We start from the raw sequence: 19178 nt of genomic DNA, 5'->3' as shown, positions 1-19178 counted from the left end.
TTTAATCACCAACGAATAGAAAATTATGCTCGATATTTATGCTGGAAAAAGCGCAAAAAAAGCCCTATTAACACACGGTTTCACCCCTCATTTGTTTACTCACTTTTTAGGTGCTAGTGGCGGCCCTAAGTGGTTTACTTTATTTGGATTAGACAAGTATATATTTAGTGAGTTCTTCAATAACACTAATATGGCTAATGCTGCACCGTTAAATATTGTTGGCTCAAGTGCAGGTGCTTTTAGAGCCGCTTGTTTTGCTCAAAAAAATCCTGTGGCTGCAATTGAGCGCTTGGCTTATAGCTACGCTCATACAGAATATTCAACAAAGCCTACCGCAAATGAAATATCAACTAAGGCAGTAACAATTGTCGACCATATTTTTGGTGAGCATGGCGCTCAAGAAGTAATAAATAACAAGCAGTTAAAAGCACATTTTATTGTCAGCCAGTGTCGTGGCTTAACGGGCTATGAAAGTAAGTTAGCGCAAGGCGCAGGTTTACTCGCTAGCATGACGTTAAATAAAATTAATCGAAAGTTCTTAGCATTACAGTATCAGCGCTATGTATTTAAAGCGCCTAGCAGTAATATTAACATTGTCGATCCACATAATATTCCAAGCCATTATCACAACTTATCATTAGCGAATATTAAATCAGCTTTATTAGCATCAGGCTCTATCCCCATGGTAATGTCGGGTGTAAAAAGTATTACTAACCTCCCAAATTATACCTACCGAGATGGCGGAATTATTGACTACCATTTTGATTTCACGTTAGAAGATGCGCAAACAGTATCGGTAAATGAGTCACCAGCATTAACCTTATACCCACACTTTAATAGCATGCCTAAAGCGGGCTGGTTTGATAAGAGCAGTAAACGAGGTGTATCTCAGAAAAGTTACGATAATACCGTATTACTAGTGCCGTCCGCACGCTTCATTCAATCACTCCCCTACCAAAAAATTCCAGATAGAAACGACTTTACTCAAATGGATGCTAAAACACGTATTCAATATTGGTTAACGGTATTAAGTGAAACTGAGCGTTTAGCACAAGCATTACATGACTTATTGGAGAAGCAGGATTGGTCTAAAGTAAAACTTATAGAAGCGTAACTTAAGCTACGAATAGGCGAACTTGACTAAATTTTAGCAACTAACTCATTAACGATGAGTTAGTTGCTCTTCCTTAAGGTGCTAACCTTAAGTAATCATTTTTAATACAATTAGCTATTAACTAATAGTGTTAAAAAATCTTTTGACTCAATACGGTTAGTAAATTCAAAAAATTGTGTGCCTGATTGATCTTTAATAACAACATTTAGTTTGTTAACAGAGATTGATACTAACGGCGATACGATTGAAACTACTTTACCTTTATAGGTATAAGACATAATAAAACTCCTTTAAATTGCGTTAAACGCGACTAAGAAAGCTAAATTATTGTTTACATGAAAATTTTATAAATGAAATCTGTTTTAATGACAGAAGATTTTACGTAATTTTTTAACTTGAACTGTTAACTCAAAGTATTTAACGACACTATCGAAAAATATGACAATAATTATGCTTACTATTTGAGGTGCTGACTGACTGTGAAAGGGAAAGGCATAACACGTGTTATCTCATGGATAACTTGTTAATTAAACTAGATAGGAATAAACAACAAGCGCGAATATACAGTAACTTCAATATAAAGCCAACGTTTATTTTATTATTTTTTCAGCTGGGTTAGTAATTCAGACAGTTTCTCAATTTTAATATTGGACAGTTGTCGGTAATCAAAATAAGGACAAACAATCAGCTTACTTGCATAATCAATAGCAAATTCGTCATCTAACCAAATTAATGAAGCCTGTATTTTTTCACTCGCCAATAATTGCTTAGCATAGGTTTTACCACAAATAATATGCACTACATCTGACCGAGAAAGCTCTGGTGGGCTAAAAAGTAATGCGGTTTTACTGTGTTGTTGAAGTAAATAGTGGTCTCGGTATTGCTGCCAAGTTTGTGCATTTTTTGAAAAAGTATAATAAGAGCTATTTAAGGCATAAAGTAGCTTAGCATAAACATTAAAAACCTTACGCCAACCATTACCACACGCTTGATTAATGCTATTTATTTCGCCAGTCACTAACGGATTAACGCTAGTGAGATTTTGATATTCAAACATATTGGGTTGATTAGCAATGTAAACGGCAAAATTAAAGTTACAATCACCAAAGCCTTTTAACTCCTCCACGATGTTTTCATTGGCCAACTGCTGCGCTGTAATTATTGCTGTCATATTATTATCACTATTATTCATAACACGCTTCATTCGCTCACTTAATAACGAGAAAACTCAAGGGAAACACTGTGCTTAATGATATCGTAATTCTTGTACCTTGCCCCAGAAAACTCGGTATGAAAAAGCGGTATAACTTGCAATCACTGGAATAACAACAATAGCGCCCCACAAAATAAAGCTCAATGACTCAGGTGCAGAAGCGGTTTCCCAGATAGTTAATTTGCCTGGCACAATATAAGGGAAAAAGCTAAACGCCAAGCCAATAAAGCATAAAGTAAAAATAATAACCGTTAAAAAAAATGGCAACCAACAATGTCTATCTTCTGTTTTAGGTAAGTTTTGTAAAACGCGATAACTCACAGCAAATAAAGTAAAACATAACAATGGCAGAGGTAAAATATATAAGGTGACAGGCCAAGTAAACCATTTAGCGTAAACATCAGCATTTATCAGTGGGTTAACTATTGACACTAATAGCACACCAAAAAAACAAATCCAGCCAGCTTTTTTAGCCCAGTTCACCGCTTGAATTTGTAATGCTCCCTCGGTTTTCATAATTAGCCAACATGCGCCAATATAGCTATATGCTGCAGCAACACCAAAAGCACTTAACATACTAAAACAATATGCCGCCATTGAGCTTTCAAACCCCATAACATACATACCTAACATGTAGCCTTGGCTTAATGCTGCTAGCAAAGAGCCTGCTTTAAAAACCTTATTCCACGTAGGCTTATGACTAAAAGCCGCTTTAGCCCTAAAATCAAACGCAACGCCACGTAGTACTAAACTAATCAGTAAAATCGCGGTAGGTAAATACAGCGCCTCAAACACATAACTATGGGCAACAGGGAACGCGATCAGTAATAAGCCAATAGCTAATACCAACCACGTTTCGTTAGCATCCCAAAATGGACCAATTGAAGCTATCATAGTGTCGCTATTGTCGGCTTGTTCAAGAGGTAATAAAATCCCAACACCTAAGTCATAACCATCGAGAATGGCATATAACAAAATAGATACGCCCATTAACGCAGCAAAAATCGTTGCTAATGTATTAATTTCAAACATAATATTACTCCTGCGCTAACGTAGCGTTTATGCTAGCTTGCTTAAGTGATGGTTGCTGCTCTGTTTCGCTAATCTCTTCAATTTCAATAGCTCGACCTGCCATTGTAAAAATGGTGTGTAAGTAGGCAACCATTAAAACGAGATAGAGCAATAAGTATAATGATAGCGATAAAGCAACATTGCCTGGCGCGATTGTCGTTGCAGCATCTTTAACCGTTAATACACCGGTAACTAACCAAGGTTGGCGACCTATTTCAGTGACATACCAACCAGCTAACGTACCAATCCAACCTGAAAAGCTCATCATCACGAGTATTTTTAACAACCAACGAGGTAACTTATCTTTACGCCATAACTGAATACGGGCTAACCAAGCAAGAAGTAACATCAACATACCTAACCCCACCATCACCCTAAAAGCATAAAATACGGGCTTAACAGGAGGGTGATTACCTTCAAATTCATTTAATCCTTTTATTTCGCCATTAAAGTCATGAGTTAAAATAAAACTCGCCATGGCAGGAATCGCTAGCTCAAAAGTATTTTGCTTGTTTTTTTCATCGGGAATCGCAAACAAAAGCAAAGGTGCAGACTTTTCGGTATGCCATATTCCTTCCATCGCCGCAATTTTTTGAGGTTGATGCTTCAGTGTATTTAAGCCATGTAAATCACCAACAAATATTTGCAATGGGGTTAACACCATCGCTACGCTTAGTGCTATTTTCAACGTCAGTTTAGGGGCTCTTTTATCATCTCCTTTCAGCAGTCTATAAGCGCTAATACCAGCAATTAAAAAGGCAGCTGTTAGCCCTGATGCTAATAACATGTGGCTTAAGCGATAAGGAAAAGACGGGTTAAATATAATCGCTAGCCAATCAACGGGAAAAGCTACGCCGCCTCTCATTTCATGCCCTTGCGGAGTTTGCATCCATGAGTTGAGTGCTAAAATCCAAAATGATGATAAAGTTGTGCCAAATGCAACAATTAGCGTAGAGAGCGTATGCACTTTGGCAGAAACACGATTAATACCAAAAAGCATAATGCCAAGAAAGCCCGCCTCTAAGAAAAATGCCGTCAGCACTTCATAACCTAATAACGGCCCTGCAATATTACCAACCGTTTCCATAAACTTCGGCCAGTTTGTGCCAAACTGGAATGACATGGTAATACCGCTGACAACGCCTATAGCAAAAGTGATAGCAAATATTTTTACCCAAAAACGATAGGCTCGCATCCATACGGGATCAGCCGTTTGATCAAAGCGTAATTTAAAGAAAAATAAAAACCAACTTAACGCAATCGTAATAGTAGGAAAAAGAATATGAAAGCTAATATTCGCAGCAAATTGAATACGAGATAACATTAAGGTTTCAAACATGTGTGACTCCTAATGATTGCATTTTCAGCGCTCTTACGTTCAATGCTGACTTACTGCAATCGGTTGATTTTATTTATTGTTATATTGAAGGCTAGCGATAATATTAATAAAAAGGCTCAAAGCCTCACTATTTATAATCACCGTTACTTTAAAAGTCGGTCTTTCATATCAATAACTTTGCTCACCCCTGCTCCCAATTTCATTAACGTATTGAGTTTTTCAGGGCTTAAACTTTGCAGCTCTGCCGCCCAATGAGTGATTGTTTCTAATAAGTCATGAATCTCTTTCATTTTTTCTTGCGCAAAAAGTGCTTCTTGCGTATTAGGAGTTTCCAGTAAATTACTGCGCAGTAATGATAAAGTAGGGTCTACCTCACGTTTACGACGCTCCTCAAATACCCGTATTGCCATTTCCCAAATACTACCCGCTGGTGTGTAATATTCTTTTCGGTCTTTAGGTTTGTGTTGTACTTGCACTAAACGCCAAGACTGTAACTCTTTAATGCCCATACTGACATTACCTCGAGATATGTTTAACGCTTCTGATATTTGTATTGCACTGAGCGCTTGTTCGTTAATAATTAACAAACCATACATTTGACCGACAGTACGATTGAACCCCCAACGGCTCCCCATTTCGCCACAATGCATAACGAACGATTCAACTTGCGATGACATTAACATTAAAAAACCAACTATTAAACTTTCAGAACATTCTGAAAGTTTAAACCTAATTTGATTTAGATCAAGGTTTATTTGCAATACTTTGTTGGTAAATATTGGAAGTTATGACTGACACTAGCGCTACATATAAGTGCAGAAAGGTAAATTGCTACTAAAGTTGGAACTAAGGCAGGATAAGGTAGGAACTAAAATAACGTTATGTAAGCGACAACCAATCCCGTTGCCAAGCTAAAATATGTTTTGCCTCCATAGGTTTAGCAATAAAATAACCTTGTGCTATATCACAACCCATTTCAGTGACTAAGCTCATAACGCGACTGTCTTCAATACCTTCGGCAATGGTGCGCATATTAAGTTTTTTAGCAATAGATAAACTTGTGTTAATTAAAGAGATTTGATTGGGGTTGTCTTGGTTATCAATAAAATAACTTTTATCGAGTTTTAGATAAGTTAGGGGAAGCTCTTGTAAACGCTCAATGGTTGAATGTCGTTGCCCAAAATCATCGAGCGCTAAAGCAACACCTCGCATTTTAAGTCGATTTAAGTTTACCAATTCTTGTGCTTGGTCATTAGCTAATACCCCCTCGGTAATTTCTAAGCATAACCTATCAGCTGGCATCGAAAACTCTGTCAGAAGACTAAAAATAGTATCTGCAAATTCAGGCTGCTGCAGCGCGATAGGTGAAATATTCACAGAAAGTTTTAAATCTAGCCCATAGGCAAACCAATGTTTCCAATCACGCATTGATTTTTTTAAGACCGCTAAAGTAATATGAATTATCAACTCACTTTCTTCTGCTTTATCAATAAATCGATCAGGAGAAACCATACCTAAACTGGGGTGGTTCATACGGCATAAAGCTTCAACGCCGATAAATCCTCGACTAGATAACTCAACTTGTGGCTGATAACGCACTTCAATATTATCGCTTTTAATCGCCCTAATAATTTCATAGTTTTTTAATGACTCTAATGTTGGGCGTTTTACTCTTGAAGTACCTATTTTATTAAATATATTTTCAAAATCATCTTCATGAATGGGTTTTACTAAAGTGCCTAGGTAATTCAAGCCATACTTTTTAGCTAATAAACCAACCGATGAAATTATTTTTGTAGAAATGCCACTCATGATCACAACATAACCTTTATATTCAAGTTTACTCAGTTTTTCTAATAACTGAATTCCATCAATATTTGGCATATTAAGATCTAAAAAGAGTAAATTTATTTGTGTACTTTGACGAAGTATTTGCATGGCTTCGGGAGCTGAAGTAGCGACATGTTGGTGCCTGATATTGAAGTTATTCACTAGTACTTTGCTTACATAGCTTAAAATAGCTTGGCTATCATCTACTAACAGTACATTTAACCAATCAAAGCTAGGTCGTTCCGTTGTTGCTTTCATGTAGCCTCCTGCCAATACAAGTTACGCCTACGGTTCAATAAACAACCATATTTACATGGTTAAGTATTAACTCTGTACGACGAAAAGCAAATATTTAACTGAATTAACCTTTTCATTGTTGCCTATAAAAGCTCAATGAAAGCAGTTGGACCCATTTGTAAAATAAAAACGAAATAGCTAGGGGGTTGTTCTTTCAGCCTCAGAGGTAAGCAAAATATTAAAGCCGCTCTAAATGTAGTCACTTTTAGAGCAGCTAACATTAAGAATAAGCCAATTTATAGAGAAACCTACTCAGGCTCAGAGTATCCCGCCCAAATATCGGCATTAATTGTGGTTTTCTTTTTACGCTTTTTCTTTCCGCTACCTTCGGGTTTTGCCATAGGTTTAGCTGGGGCTAAAATAGAGTCCTCGGTAATTTCATCAGCCTCAAAACCTTTAACTTGTTCACGCTCTAAACGAATTTTATTTTTCTTTTCAATTACTTTAAAGTGATGAAAATCTTCATGATCAATTAAAGATAATGCTAAGCCGACTTCGCCTGCTCGACCACTTCGACCAATACGGTGCATATAATCAGCAGGACTTCGAGGTAAATTGAAGTTTATCACAACGGGTAGCTTTTCAATATCTAAACCACGCGCAGCAATATCTGTGGCAATTAACATTGCTATTTCACCCGATTTAAACCCCTCAAGTACTCGCGTACGCTCGGTTTGTCCTTTATCACCATGAAATACTTCTGCGCTAATACCACGCTTTGATAACTTTTGCGCTAAATGCTCACAGTGATTTTTAGCGTTAACAAAAATCAATGCTTGTCGCCATTGGTGTTGCTCAATTAAATGCGCTAAAACTGCCGTTTTTTCACCTTGATTAACGGTAAAAACACGCTGTACTAAAGTGCTAGCATCGCTGCTTTGCACTTGTATTTCAACTGGATTATTAAGCAATTCTTGTGTTAGAGCTTGTACTTGTTCAGGAAAGGTTGCTGAAAACAATAGTGTTTGTTTAGTTTTAGGGGTTAACGCTAATAACGCAGAAAGCTCTTCAGTAAAACCTAGGCTTAACATACGGTCGGCTTCATCAAACACTAAGGTATTAACTAAATCGAGTTTAATAGCATTACTTGAAATTAAATCAAGTAATCGTCCAGGAGTTGCCACTAAAATATCACAGCCGCCACGTAACGTGAGCATTTGCGTATTCACTGAAACGCCACCAAAAACCGCAACGGTTTTAATTGCACCATTTAAATGTGCCGCATAAGATTTTATGCTATCGGCAACTTGCTTGGCTAATTCTCGCGTCGGCACCAAAATAAGCCCAGCAACGTAATTACCGTTATGCTGTTTTGTATTTTTTACTGAAGCTAACTTTTCAGTGTGCAACTTTTGCAGTAACGGTAAAGCAAAAGTTGCTGTTTTACCTGAGCCCGTATTTGCGCCAGCAATTAGGTCACGTCCAGATAATACACTTGGAATAGCCTTTTCCTGAATGGGGGTTGCTCGCAGATATTCCAGCTCTGTTAGTCGTGTTAATAAAGGCGATATTAGCCCAAGATCAGTAAAATTGATTGGTGTTTTGGCTGAGGTCATTAAATTATTAGGTTCAAAACAAAAAGGTATAGCACATTTTAGCGTATTTCTGCCTCGCTCAGTTAGTAAATTCGCTAAAACGCTACATTGAAGCTTTCATGACGCAGTGTTATTATCCAATAACATGATAAATAAATTCAATTAATGGCATTAAATAACAAACTCACATATCAGTATATTTGTTATTACAGCTCTACTTATTTTCTATTCTCTTGCTTATACGCTCACTAAACTATTTGAATGCTAACTAATTAAAACTTATGACCAAAAACACCTTTACCCCTGAATTACTTGAAAAACACTTTAGTAAAAATGAATGGAAAAAAGGCACAAGAATTTTTCAGGACAAAGGCGTTAACACTTGCGCCCTTGATGGCGGCATAATTAGGGGAGTAGTATTAAGTGAGCGTTCACGCCAATCGAGTTACTTAACAAGATTAGTGTTAAATATTAAACACGATGGCATGGCGAGTTATTGCGACTGTTACATTGGGCGAAATTGTAAACATGCGGCTGCCTTAGCACAGCATTTTATTAACGAGCATTTTGATCATAATAGCATCGCCTCTTCTGAAAAAACCGTTGATAAGTGGTTAAGCCGTTTTCAAGCTCAACCTAGTAGATACCAGCCAAACATCCAACAAAAATCTTTATTATATTTTTTAAAGCCTAACAGTTATGTTGACGGGGATTATTTCACCTTAACAATTAAGTCAACCAAACCTAAAAAAAACGGTGGTTGGAGTAGCACACTTGGCAGCGAACACTCTCCTAGCTCGTTAATTAATAGTGCCTATGCAACAAGCGATGATGTATTAATTATTACCGAACTCATGCGCACCAACCAATATGGCGACAATATTAAATACTTTGACTTATTTGAACGTATTATTAAAAGTAATCGCTGCTTTTGGCATAATAATTACAATTTAAACGACGCCATTACATTGGGTGAGCCTATAGAAGCCCAGTGGCAATGGATAGCGCTTGGTAACCATTTACACAAGTTACAGTTAATTTTACCTGAGCCCTCAAGCAGTATTCATATAATTAAAGCCCAACCTCTTTGTTATTATGATGAAGAACAAAACAGCTTTGGCAAGCTCAACACCAATACTCAATGTGACTTTGAAGCCGATTTACTCAACTCCCCTATTTTTGAAGAAGATAAACTGCCTTGGATAATGAATAAGCTCTCAATGTCGCTAGGCGATGCCGTAAAACGGTTGCCTAAACCTAAGACTGAGTTTTCACAAACCTTAAGCACACCCGAAGTGCACTTGCACTTTTCAACACCGCTAGAAAAAGATCCGCAATCAGGCTACGTAAAAGTTAACTTTTCCTACCAAGGAAATTTAGTTAATCCACACAATGACAGTGTTACTATTACGCCCGAAACTTTAGATGATGATGGTAATACAATAAAAATTTATCGTGATTTGGCTTTCGAGCAAACTGTTATTGATAAGCTTATGACCTTAAAGTTTAGCCCGCAGCCTAAAGCGAAACGTTATACCTTTACTAATGAAGATTACTTGAATAAAAACAAAGATCCTAAATATTCAATGCTGCTGCAAGGTCGCTATTTATGGCATCACTTTTTAGATCAGGAATTACCACTACTTAATGATTTAGGTTGGCATATAAGTTTTGCTGATAATTTTTACTACAAAGCACTTGCTACCAATAGTGTTTTTGATGCCGAAATTATTGAGACTGACGACCATGATTTTTTCTCGCTGGGGTTAAACTTAACCATTGATGGCAAAAAAATGCCTGCATTTCCTATTTTATTAGGCGCTATTGAGCAATTACCCAAAGCTGTACTTCTTGATCGTGAAAAAGAAACGCAAATTCCTGCAGATTTACCTATTTATGTTGACTTAGATAAAGGCAACTTTGTTGCCCTACGCTACCAAAGCGTACAGCCTATATTAAAACAATTTATTGAACTGTTTATGCCTAATGCCTTAACGAAAGATGGCACCATGGAGCTATCTCGATTTCAAGGGCATCAAACCTTATCTATGCTAGACGATCAAGGCATGGTAGCAACGGGAACAAGTAAACTCAGAACGCTAGCGAAGAAATTAAAGAACTTTCAACAAGTAACCACCGTTGCCATACCTGAAGGCTTAAAAGCAACATTACGCACCTATCAACATCAAGGGTTAAATTGGTTACAGTTTTTACGTGAATATCAATTAAACGGTATTTTGGCCGACGATATGGGCTTAGGTAAAACAATTCAAACCTTGGCTCATTTATTAATTGAGAAACAGCAAGGTCGACTTAACAAGCCTGTATTAATTGTTGCGCCAACCAGCGTTATCTTTAACTGGGCCAATGAAATAGAAAAGTTTACTCCGCAGCTTTCTTATCAGGTATTACACGGTAGTAAGCGTAAAGAGCATTTTGACTGCCTTGAAGGTGCTAATGGCATTGAACGCCAAGTTGATATTATTATTACCAGTTATGCGTTAATCGCAAAAGACTTACCACATTACTGTGAGCAACAATTTTATTATCTTATTCTTGATGAAGCTCATTATATAAAAAACACCAAAACCAAATTGTATCAAGCCTTTATATCCCTTAAAGCACAACATAAATTGTGTTTAACCGGTACGCCAATGGAAAACCATTTAGGTGAGTTTTGGGCACAATTTAACTTTTTATTACCCGGATTTTTAGGCGGACAAAGACAATTTAGTAAACTCTTTAGAACCCCTATTGAAAAGCACGGCGATCAAGAACGTAAACAGTTACTCAACCAACGTATTAAGCCTTTTATATTACGACGAACCAAAGACAAAATAGCCACAGAGTTACCGCCAAAAACTGAAATTATTCAAACACTACGTATTGAAGGGCAACAGGCGGAGTTATATGAATCGGTACGTTTAGCTATGGATAGTCGCTTAAAAGATATTATTGCCGACAAAGGCTTAAAGCGTAGCCAAATTGAAGTGTTAGATGCGCTATTAAAGCTAAGACAAGTTTGTAACCACCCAAAACTATTATCACTTGATGGCGCTAAAAAGGTAAATCAGTCAGCTAAACTTGACTATTTAATGGAAACTTTACCTGAGCAAATTGATGAAGGACGTAAAATATTAATATTTTCACAATTTACCAGTATGCTCTCTTTAATTGAAGAAGCACTTATCGCGGATAATATTGGTTATGTTAAGTTAACTGGATCAACAACAAACCGACAAGAAGTGGTAGACAAATTTCAGCAAGGTGAAGTACCAGTATTTTTAATTAGTTTACGCGCTGGTGGTGTTGGTTTGAACTTAACCGCCGCAGATACCGTTATTCATTTTGATCCTTGGTGGAACCCAGCGGTAGAAAATCAAGCAACCGACAGAGCTTACCGTATTGGGCAAGACAAACCCGTATTTGTTTACAAATATATTATTGAGAACTCAATAGAAGAAAAAATTCAGAAAATACAACAAAATAAAGCTGAACTTGCCAAAGCACTATTATCAGAAGAGGTCAGTGACAATAAACTCAGCTTAACCGATGATATTTTAGACTCGTTACTTGCCCCATTAAGCTAGTTTAGTCACTGTTACCGTGTAATCCCCAGAGCGTTTAAAGTCGTTAAACGCTCTGTAAAGCAACTGAGCACGATAAAAACCAATATCCATTACTCAGCTTTGCTTAACTTACTTATTGTTAATATATGTTGTAGCGGCGCTAACAATGCATACTATTTATTAATAGAGGGTATCTCCACTTTTAGCGGCAATGGTATTTATTAAAAGTTTAGGGTTGTCAATTTTTTCAAGCATAGCTTGATCAGGTAAACAGTCATCGTCAACATAATCTGCAAAGTCAGCGGCTGAATCAAAAACTAAAATATCGAGTGCCAGCCTATCTAAGCCATATAAACCACGGTGGATCATATCTGCAGAAAATACTAATAAATCACCTGCTGCAAGTGGTATTTTCACCCCGTAGGTTAAATCTTCGCTACTATTTCGCCCTTTTTCTTCCTGCCTTACATTATGCTCTTCTTCATTATCCCAACGTTGGTGTGTACCAGGTACTAACTCCATTCCTAACTCGTCAAATAAAGGGACACGTAAATGGACGACTTGTGTTTCTTGAATCGCTTTTTGTTGTCCTGCCAAGTCATGATCATACTGACAATCTCGGTGCCAAAAATCTTTTTGCTCGGGGTTAACAGGGTTAAAAAATAATTGAGTATTCATAAAAGCAGGCTGTTCAGGGACAAGCGCCTCAACAACCTCCATTATTTTTTTAGAGCAGATAAAGTTAAATAACTTAATGCGATCATCTGCCTTTAAATATTCGCTGCCGGTAATGAGTGAAGAGTTAAACGCCTCTTCTTGATAAAAAGTTTCATTGTCTTTTTTCCATGCTTGATGAAACTTTAATACGGTTTTTCGAAGTGCGGCTATTTCAAGCTCATCAAAGTAGTCTCGAATAACAAAATATCCTTGGCTATTATATTCGCTACGGTATTGCTGGTAATTAATTGACATAGATTACAAACGCTTCACTGGTTATATAAATTATGAGACTAAAATACGGGTTACGGTGCAAGCTGCTTTAAAATACAAACAACAGACATAAAAAAACCGAAACACCTTAATTAAGGTTATTTCGGTTTATTATTTTTTATAGTCTATGATTTAGTGGTGCGGATGGGGGGACTTGAACCCCCACGACCTAAGTCACCAGCCCCTCAAGCTGGCGCGTCTACCAATTCCGCCACATCCGCGCAAAACTAAATCTTATTATTCACTTTAACATTAATTTATTTAAATGATGCAATACTGAGGAAGTATTAACTTCAATAAATTAACTCACGACTAGTTTGGTACGTCGCTTTCTTGTTCTTTTTTAGCTGGAGCTGAAGCCGGTACATCACTGTTTAATGTTGCAGGTTCAATACTTTCAGCCGGAATAGCATCAACAGCTTGTTCAGCAGGAACACTTAAGTTGTTCCATTCATCAACCGCTTTAGTACGGTTAGCTGTTAAGTTACCTAAAATTAGGCTGATTGCAAAAAATGCTACCGCTAAGTAGGTCGTACTTGTTGTTAAGAAGTTACCTGAACCACCAGAGCCAAATACTGTCGCTGAAGAGCCAGCACCAAATGATGCTCCCATATCAGCGCCCTTTCCTTGTTGAATTAATACTAAACCGATTAAGGCTAAAGCAATTAATACATAGGCAATAATTAAAACTTGATACAACATTTTATTTTCCTTTCGCTGCTGAACAAATTACGCTGAATTCGTCAACTTTTAAACTAGCACCACCAATAAGACCACCGTCAATATCAGCTTGTGCGAATAATGCTTCACAGTTAGAAGCATTGACGCTTCCACCATATAATAAAGGCACTTTATTCGCGATTTCAGCATCACATTGCGCTAAAAACTGACGAATAAATTGATGTGTTTCTTGTGCCATTTCTTTAGAGGCTGTTTTACCTGTACCTATTGCCCAAACAGGCTCGTACGCTATAACAACATCTTTAAATTTTTCTATGCCAATTTCATCAATAACTGGCTGCAGTTGAGATGATAATACCACCTCTGTTTGCTCAGTTGCACGCTCACTTTCACTTTCGCCTATACATAATATAGGGGTTAAGCCCGCATTTAATACTGTTGCAACTTTATGGGCAACTTGCGTTGATGTTTCTTTGTAAAGCTCTCTACGTTCAGAGTGACCTACAATAACAAACTTAACTGAGCACTCTTGTAGCATATCGGTAGATACTTCACCGGTAAATGCACCGCTAGCTTTATCACTAACATTTTGAGCACCGAGCGCGATTGTGTTTTCTAAGCTATTTTCTTTTAACTTATGGGCAAGTTCAGATAAATAAACAAAACTTGGACAAATTACCACATCAACATTGTCTGATAAGCTAATGTTATGTAAACCACTTACCATAGTATCGACTAGGGCTGAATTACCGTTCATTTTCCAATTTGCGGCAACAATTGCTCGTCTATTCATACTTACCTCATAATTTATGCTATCAAATCATTGCTAAAATGAAGCCGCGAGATAGTAACTAACCTACGCAAAAGATACAAGTATTTAAGTGAATATCTTTTACTGATTGCAGCTTATTTGTACGTAATTAATTACCGCGGGCTTTTCATTGTTAAAATTGCCGCGACGAGCGCCTCATGAAACCAGATTAACAAGGGCTTGGCACAATAAAACCTTATCAAGTCGAAGCGAGCTGCAGGTGACTGCGCTACTTTAGCAACCCAAGCAGCGATAACGCTGCTTGGGTTTAGCTCATATTACTTAACTACTTTTACTAGGTCGGCAATTTGATTAGCTAAACTCGTAACTTCGTCTAATTCAGGCCCTTCTACCATAACGCGAATTAAAGGCTCAGTTCCCGACTTTCTTAAAAGTACGCGACCACGTCCTGATAAAGTATCATTAACCTTAGCCACTTCGGCTTGTACGCCGCTATCTTTTAATGGGTTGTTTTTGCCAGAAAAACGTACGTTAACTAATACTTGTGGCAACATCGTAATGCCTTGGCGTAAATCATATAACGATTTATTACTTTGACAAACCGCAGTTAATACATTTAACGCAGCAATAACGCCATCACCCGTTGAGGTATGATTTAGGTTAATTATATGTCCTGAGTTTTCAGCGCCTAACTGCCAACCTTTTTCTCTTAGCAACTCCATAACATATCTGTCGCCAACATTACTACGGGCAAATGGTACATCAAGTGCCTCTAATGCTAACTCTAACCCCATATTACTCATTAGGGTGCCAACAACGCCACCTTGCAGATTACCCGATTTCAAATCATTACTAGCAATAATATAAACCGCTTCATCACCGTCGATAACGTAGCCGGTATGATCTACCATCATTAGTCGGTCGCCGTCACCATCAAGAGCTATACCTAAGTCAGCCTCGTGTTCAACCACAGCTTTACTGATCATATCCATTGAAGTCGCACCACAGCCGTCATTAATATTAGTGCCGTTCGGTGAACAAGCTAACTCAATAACTGTTGCGCCGAGCTCTCGAAAAACATTTGGCGCAATATGATATGTAGCCCCGTTAGCGCAATCGACAACAATTTTTAATCCTTGTAGCGATAATTGACTTGGGAAGTTACTTTTACAGAACTCAATATAACGGCCAGCCGCATCACCAATTCGGCTCGCTTTACCTAAACTAGCTGACTCTACACAGCCCATAGGCTCGTCGAGTAAGGCCTCAATAGCAAGCTCAACTTCATCGGGAAGTTTTTGACCGTCTTGTGAGAAAAACTTAATGCCATTATCATAAAATGGATTATGTGACGCACTAATAACAATACCCGCTTCGGCGCGAAATGTTTTAGTTAAATAAGCAATACCTGGTGTTGGCATAGGCCCTAAAAGACCAATATCAATACCTGCAGCTGAAAAACCCGCTTCAAGAGCAGACTCAAGCATATAACCAGAAATACGTGTATCTTTACCGATTAAAACTTTTTTTGTTCCTTGCGCCGCAAGCACTTTACCAGCAGCATAGCCTAACTTCATGACAAACTCAGGAGTTATTGGGTATTGTCCCACTAAGCCTCGCACCCCATCGGTGCCAAAATATTTTCGATTAGACATGGTTAATCCTTATAAATTAAACTTTTGTTGTCGTTATTTTTGTATCAATTTAATACGTGATAATTATTGGTTGCTTTTAAAATATTGAGCGCATCAACCGTTTCTTTAACATCATGCACTCGAATTATACTTGCCCCTTGCTGCATTGCGATAATGGCTGTGGTTAAACTTCCCGCAAGACGCTCTGTTACCTCGCATGATAATAAATTGCCAATCATTGATTTACGAGAAGTACCCGACAAAATAGGCAAACCTAACGCTTTAAACGCTGATAGTTGATTAAGTAATTGGTAATTTTGCGATAGCGTTTTCCCAAAACCAAAGCCGGGATCTAAAATTAAACGTTCGCGTGCAATACCTGCCGTCAAGCAAGCATCAATACGTTGCTTGAAAAAGTCACTAATGTCGCCAATAAGATCATTATATTTGGGGGCCTGTTGCATCGTCCGAGGTAAACCTTGCATATGCATTAAACATATAGGCACTGTTGTATTGGCCATAACATTTAAACAGTTGTCATTTTGCAGTGCTCGCACATCATTGATGATATCAGCGCCATAGCTGATAGCTTGCTCCATAACGCCGGCTTTACTGGTATCAATAGACACTTCAACCGTAAAGTTTTCTTTGATCGCTTTTAATAGCGGAATAACTCGCGCTAATTCGTCAGTTTCACTAACCTCAGCAGCACCTGGTCTGGTTGACTCGCCGCCTATATCAATAATAGTGGCACCATCGTTTATCATCGCTTCAACTTGCTGCAACGCTAAGTCGGTATGCAAGAATTTACCGCCATCGGAGAATGAATCAGGCGTTACATTTAAAATTCCCATGATTTTAACTGTGGATAAGTTTATTGCAGAGTTTACAGTCATAATATTAATTGTATTTCTTAATTTTTGAATAAACGTATTTTTTACTGATGCTAGTTTACATCATTATATACAATAAAGCCTCGGTGTTTACTCAACACCGAGGCTTTACATTAAGTTAACAAGTAAGGCTTAACTTGTTGATGAATTGCCTTCTGGTTTAGTTAAATCAGGTGTTTCATCTGATTTACTTTCGGCACTTTCACTATTAGCCGTTTCTTCTGCTTTTTCACCACCGCCTTTATTAGCACGATTATCAGGTGATGAATCACTGCTGTTATCGTCCCAATCAGCTGGAGCTCTTACGTCAGTACGTGCCATTAAGTCATCAATTTGTAGCGCATCAATCGTTTCATACTTCATTAAAGCATCTTTCATGGCATGTAAAACATCCATATTTTCTTTAATCAAGCTTTCAGCGCGTTGATAGTTACGGTTAATAACCGCTTTAATCTCATCATCAATAGCTCTTGCCGTTTCATCAGACATATGTAAAGACTTGGCAGACGTTCTTCCTAAGAATACTTCACCTTCTTCTTCTGCAAACAGCATAGGCCCCATTTTTTCAGATAAGCCCCATTGAGTAACCATTTTACGAGCAATATTAGTTGCACGTTCAATATCATTTGAAGCACCCGTTGAGACTTTATCACTGCCATAAATAACATCTTCTGCAATACGACCACCGTAAAGTGATGATATGTTGCTTTCTAAATGTTGCTTAGAGTGACTAAAGCGGTCTTGTTCAGGTAAGTACATCGTGACACCTAAAGCGCGACCACGAGGAATAATACTCACTTTGTAAACAGGATCATGGTCTGGCACTAAACGTCCAACAATAGCATGGCCTGCTTCATGGTAAGCAGTCATTTCTCTTTCTGACTCACTCATCACCATAGTTTTGCGCTCTGAGCCCATCATGATTTTGTCTTTAGCTTTATCAAACTCGTACATACCCACTAAGCGTCGTGATGTACGTGCAGACCATAACGCTGCTTCATTGACTAAGTTGGCTAAATCAGCACCAGAAAAACCAGGTGTACCTCGCGCAATAACCGATGCATTTACATCGTCAGCTAATGGCACTTTACGCATATGAACTTTTAAAATTTGCTCACGACCACGAATGTCAGGTAAACCAACCGTGACTTGACGGTCAAAACGACCTGGTCTAAGTAATGCTGGATCTAATACGTCTGGACGGTTAGTTGCGGCAATAACAATAACGCCTTCATTACCTTCAAAACCATCCATTTCTACTAACATTTGGTTTAATGTTTGCTCACGTTCATCATGACCGCCACCCATACCAGCACCACGTTGGCGACCTACGGCATCAATTTCATCAATAAAGATAATACAAGGCGCTGCTTTTTTCGCTTGCTCAAACATATCACGTACACGAGACGCACCAACACCAACAAACATTTCGACAAAGTCTGAACCAGAAATGGTGAAAAACGGTACTTTCGCCTCACCAGCAATGGCTTTTGCTAATAATGTTTTACCAGTACCAGGCTGGCCTACTAATAAAATACCTGATGGAATACGACCACCGAGTTTTTGAAAGCGAGTAGGCTCTTTTAAGTAATCAACTAACTCTGCAACTTCTGCTTTTGCTTCATCACAACCAGCAACATCTGCAAAGGTTGTTTTAATTTGCTCTTCGGTTAACTGACGTGCTTTACTTTTGCCAAACGACATAGCACCTTTACCGCCACCGCCTTGCATTTGACGCATGAAGAAAATCCACACACCAATAAGAAGGATGAACGGGAACCAAGATACAAAAATAGTCGTTAAGAAGCTTGTTTCTTCTGGTAATTTACCTTCAGCGCGAACACCTTGCTTAACTAAGTCGTTAATTAAGTCGCGATCAAAACCACCGGGTATGGTGGTAACGTAAGCTTCACCGCTTCTTTTTTCGCCGGTGATCACACCATTTCGATCAACTTTCGCATCACGAATCTGTCCTTGGCGGACATCTTGAATAAAGCGGGTATAATCCATTTGCTGTTCTTGAGCAGTATTTGGAGAAAAACTCTGAAATACACTCATTAAAACAACCGCAATAACTAACCATAAAATAAGATTTTTTGCCATATCGCTCAACTTAATGACCTCTTGTGGTGCGTGATAATTTATTAAAAAAAGTTTTAATAATGTTAATTGTGTTTAATTTACTACAATTCAAGTCTAGTCGCCATTTAACTTTAGCAACAAGTTACAACTGGTTACAA

General features: G+C 38.0%; 15 protein-coding genes and 1 tRNA gene. 2 read left to right on the top strand and 14 right to left on the bottom strand.

Annotated elements, in window-relative coordinates; genetic code table 11:
- The first annotated feature begins 25 nt into the window (after nt 1-25).
- A complete protein-coding gene (locus ABD005_RS14330) occupies nt 26-1114 on the top strand; it encodes a patatin-like phospholipase family protein (protein WP_343818269.1) in 1089 nt (362 codons plus the stop codon).
- A 110-nt stretch (nt 1115-1224) separates the two neighbouring features.
- Here the strand turns inward: ABD005_RS14330 and ABD005_RS14325 are convergent, their stop codons facing one another.
- The 7 genes from ABD005_RS14325 to ABD005_RS14295 all read right to left on the bottom strand — a co-directional run bounded on the left by ABD005_RS14325 (nt 1225) and on the right by ABD005_RS14295 (nt 8420).
- Entirely contained in the window at nt 1225-1392 is a 168-nt protein-coding gene (locus tag ABD005_RS14325; RefSeq protein WP_215980386.1) for a hypothetical protein, read from the bottom strand.
- A gap of 320 nt (nt 1393-1712) precedes the next feature.
- The gene (locus tag ABD005_RS14320) at nt 1713-2243 is read right to left on the bottom strand and encodes a DUF6942 family protein (protein ID WP_343818428.1); all 531 of its coding nucleotides are present in this window, start codon (nt 2241-2243) and stop codon (nt 1713-1715) included.
- Between the two features lie 117 nt (nt 2244-2360).
- Nucleotides 2361-3359 carry a cytochrome d ubiquinol oxidase subunit II gene (locus ABD005_RS14315; RefSeq protein ID WP_343818268.1) on the bottom strand — a complete coding sequence of 333 codons (999 nt, stop codon included), beginning with the start codon at nt 3357-3359 and terminating at the stop codon, nt 2361-2363.
- Nucleotides 3360-3363: 4 nt separating this feature from the next.
- Nucleotides 3364-4737, bottom strand: a complete 1374-nt coding sequence (locus ABD005_RS14310) for a cytochrome ubiquinol oxidase subunit I (protein WP_343818267.1) — start codon at nt 4735-4737, stop codon at nt 3364-3366.
- Between the two features lie 143 nt (nt 4738-4880).
- Complete coding sequence (locus ABD005_RS14305; RefSeq protein WP_215980389.1) at nt 4881-5420, bottom strand: GbsR/MarR family transcriptional regulator; 540 nt, start codon at nt 5418-5420, stop codon at nt 4881-4883.
- Nucleotides 5421-5616: 196 nt separating this feature from the next.
- On the bottom strand, nt 5617-6825 hold the full coding sequence (locus ABD005_RS14300; RefSeq protein ID WP_343818266.1) for an EAL domain-containing response regulator: 1209 nt from the start codon (nt 6823-6825) through the stop codon (nt 5617-5619).
- Between the two features lie 287 nt (nt 6826-7112).
- Nucleotides 7113-8420 (bottom strand): DEAD/DEAH box helicase, encoded by a 1308-nt coding sequence (locus tag ABD005_RS14295; protein ID WP_343818265.1) that lies wholly within the window; start codon nt 8418-8420, stop codon nt 7113-7115.
- Between the two features lie 260 nt (nt 8421-8680).
- Between ABD005_RS14295 and ABD005_RS14290 the strand changes: the two genes are divergently transcribed.
- The gene (locus ABD005_RS14290) at nt 8681-11989 is read left to right on the top strand and encodes a DEAD/DEAH box helicase (protein ID WP_343818263.1); all 3309 of its coding nucleotides are present in this window, start codon (nt 8681-8683) and stop codon (nt 11987-11989) included.
- 159 nt (nt 11990-12148) lie between these two features.
- Here ABD005_RS14290 and ABD005_RS14285 read toward each other — a convergent pair whose 3' ends face one another.
- The 7 genes from ABD005_RS14285 to ftsH form a co-directional block, all read right to left on the bottom strand.
- Nucleotides 12149-12940 (bottom strand): phytanoyl-CoA dioxygenase family protein, encoded by a 792-nt coding sequence (locus ABD005_RS14285; protein ID WP_343818261.1) that lies wholly within the window; start codon nt 12938-12940, stop codon nt 12149-12151.
- Nucleotides 12941-13094: 154 nt separating this feature from the next.
- Nucleotides 13095-13179 (bottom strand) — tRNA-Leu (locus ABD005_RS14280).
- A gap of 91 nt (nt 13180-13270) precedes the next feature.
- Nucleotides 13271-13657 (bottom strand): preprotein translocase subunit SecG, encoded by a 387-nt coding sequence (secG, locus tag ABD005_RS14275; RefSeq protein WP_215980467.1) that lies wholly within the window; start codon nt 13655-13657, stop codon nt 13271-13273.
- A gap of 4 nt (nt 13658-13661) precedes the next feature.
- Nucleotides 13662-14432 carry a triose-phosphate isomerase gene (tpiA, locus tag ABD005_RS14270; RefSeq protein ID WP_215980396.1) on the bottom strand — a complete coding sequence of 257 codons (771 nt, stop codon included), beginning with the start codon at nt 14430-14432 and terminating at the stop codon, nt 13662-13664.
- Between the two features lie 296 nt (nt 14433-14728).
- Nucleotides 14729-16066 (bottom strand): phosphoglucosamine mutase, encoded by a 1338-nt coding sequence (gene glmM, locus ABD005_RS14265; protein WP_343818260.1) that lies wholly within the window; start codon nt 16064-16066, stop codon nt 14729-14731.
- A gap of 44 nt (nt 16067-16110) precedes the next feature.
- Nucleotides 16111-16941, bottom strand: coding sequence for a dihydropteroate synthase (folP, locus tag ABD005_RS14260; protein WP_343818259.1), 831 nt, complete (start codon nt 16939-16941; stop codon nt 16111-16113).
- 129 nt (nt 16942-17070) lie between these two features.
- The gene (gene ftsH, locus ABD005_RS14255) at nt 17071-19050 is read right to left on the bottom strand and encodes an ATP-dependent zinc metalloprotease FtsH (protein WP_343818258.1); all 1980 of its coding nucleotides are present in this window, start codon (nt 19048-19050) and stop codon (nt 17071-17073) included.
- Nucleotides 19051-19178: the final 128 nt, after the last annotated feature.

Source organism: Colwellia asteriadis (assembly GCF_039523295.1).
Classification (GTDB): domain Bacteria; phylum Pseudomonadota; class Gammaproteobacteria; order Enterobacterales; family Alteromonadaceae; genus Colwellia; species Colwellia asteriadis.
This window is presented reverse-complemented; position numbering and strand designations above follow the sequence as displayed.

Excerpts from the sequence above, each read along its gene's own strand:
- ABD005_RS14330 (WP_343818269.1), top strand. The coding sequence starts at position 26 with ATGCTCGATATTTATGCTGGAAAAAGCGCAAAAAAAGCCCTATTAACA.
- ABD005_RS14325 (WP_215980386.1), bottom strand. The coding sequence starts at position 1,392 with ATGTCTTATACCTATAAAGGTAAAGTAGTTTCAATCGTATCGCCGTTA.
- ABD005_RS14315 (WP_343818268.1), bottom strand. The coding sequence starts at position 3,359 with ATGTTTGAAATTAATACATTAGCAACGATTTTTGCTGCGTTAATGGGC.
- ABD005_RS14310 (WP_343818267.1), bottom strand. The coding sequence starts at position 4,737 with ATGTTTGAAACCTTAATGTTATCTCGTATTCAATTTGCTGCGAATATT.
- ABD005_RS14305 (WP_215980389.1), bottom strand. The coding sequence starts at position 5,420 with ATGTTAATGTCATCGCAAGTTGAATCGTTCGTTATGCATTGTGGCGAA.
- ABD005_RS14300 (WP_343818266.1), bottom strand. The coding sequence starts at position 6,825 with ATGAAAGCAACAACGGAACGACCTAGCTTTGATTGGTTAAATGTACTG.
- ABD005_RS14295 (WP_343818265.1), bottom strand. The coding sequence starts at position 8,420 with ATGACCTCAGCCAAAACACCAATCAATTTTACTGATCTTGGGCTAATA.
- ABD005_RS14290 (WP_343818263.1), top strand. The coding sequence starts at position 8,681 with ATGACCAAAAACACCTTTACCCCTGAATTACTTGAAAAACACTTTAGT.
- ABD005_RS14285 (WP_343818261.1), bottom strand. The coding sequence starts at position 12,940 with ATGTCAATTAATTACCAGCAATACCGTAGCGAATATAATAGCCAAGGA.
- tpiA (WP_215980396.1), bottom strand. The coding sequence starts at position 14,432 with ATGAATAGACGAGCAATTGTTGCCGCAAATTGGAAAATGAACGGTAAT.
- glmM (WP_343818260.1), bottom strand. The coding sequence starts at position 16,066 with ATGTCTAATCGAAAATATTTTGGCACCGATGGGGTGCGAGGCTTAGTG.
- folP (WP_343818259.1), bottom strand. The coding sequence starts at position 16,941 with ATGACTGTAAACTCTGCAATAAACTTATCCACAGTTAAAATCATGGGA.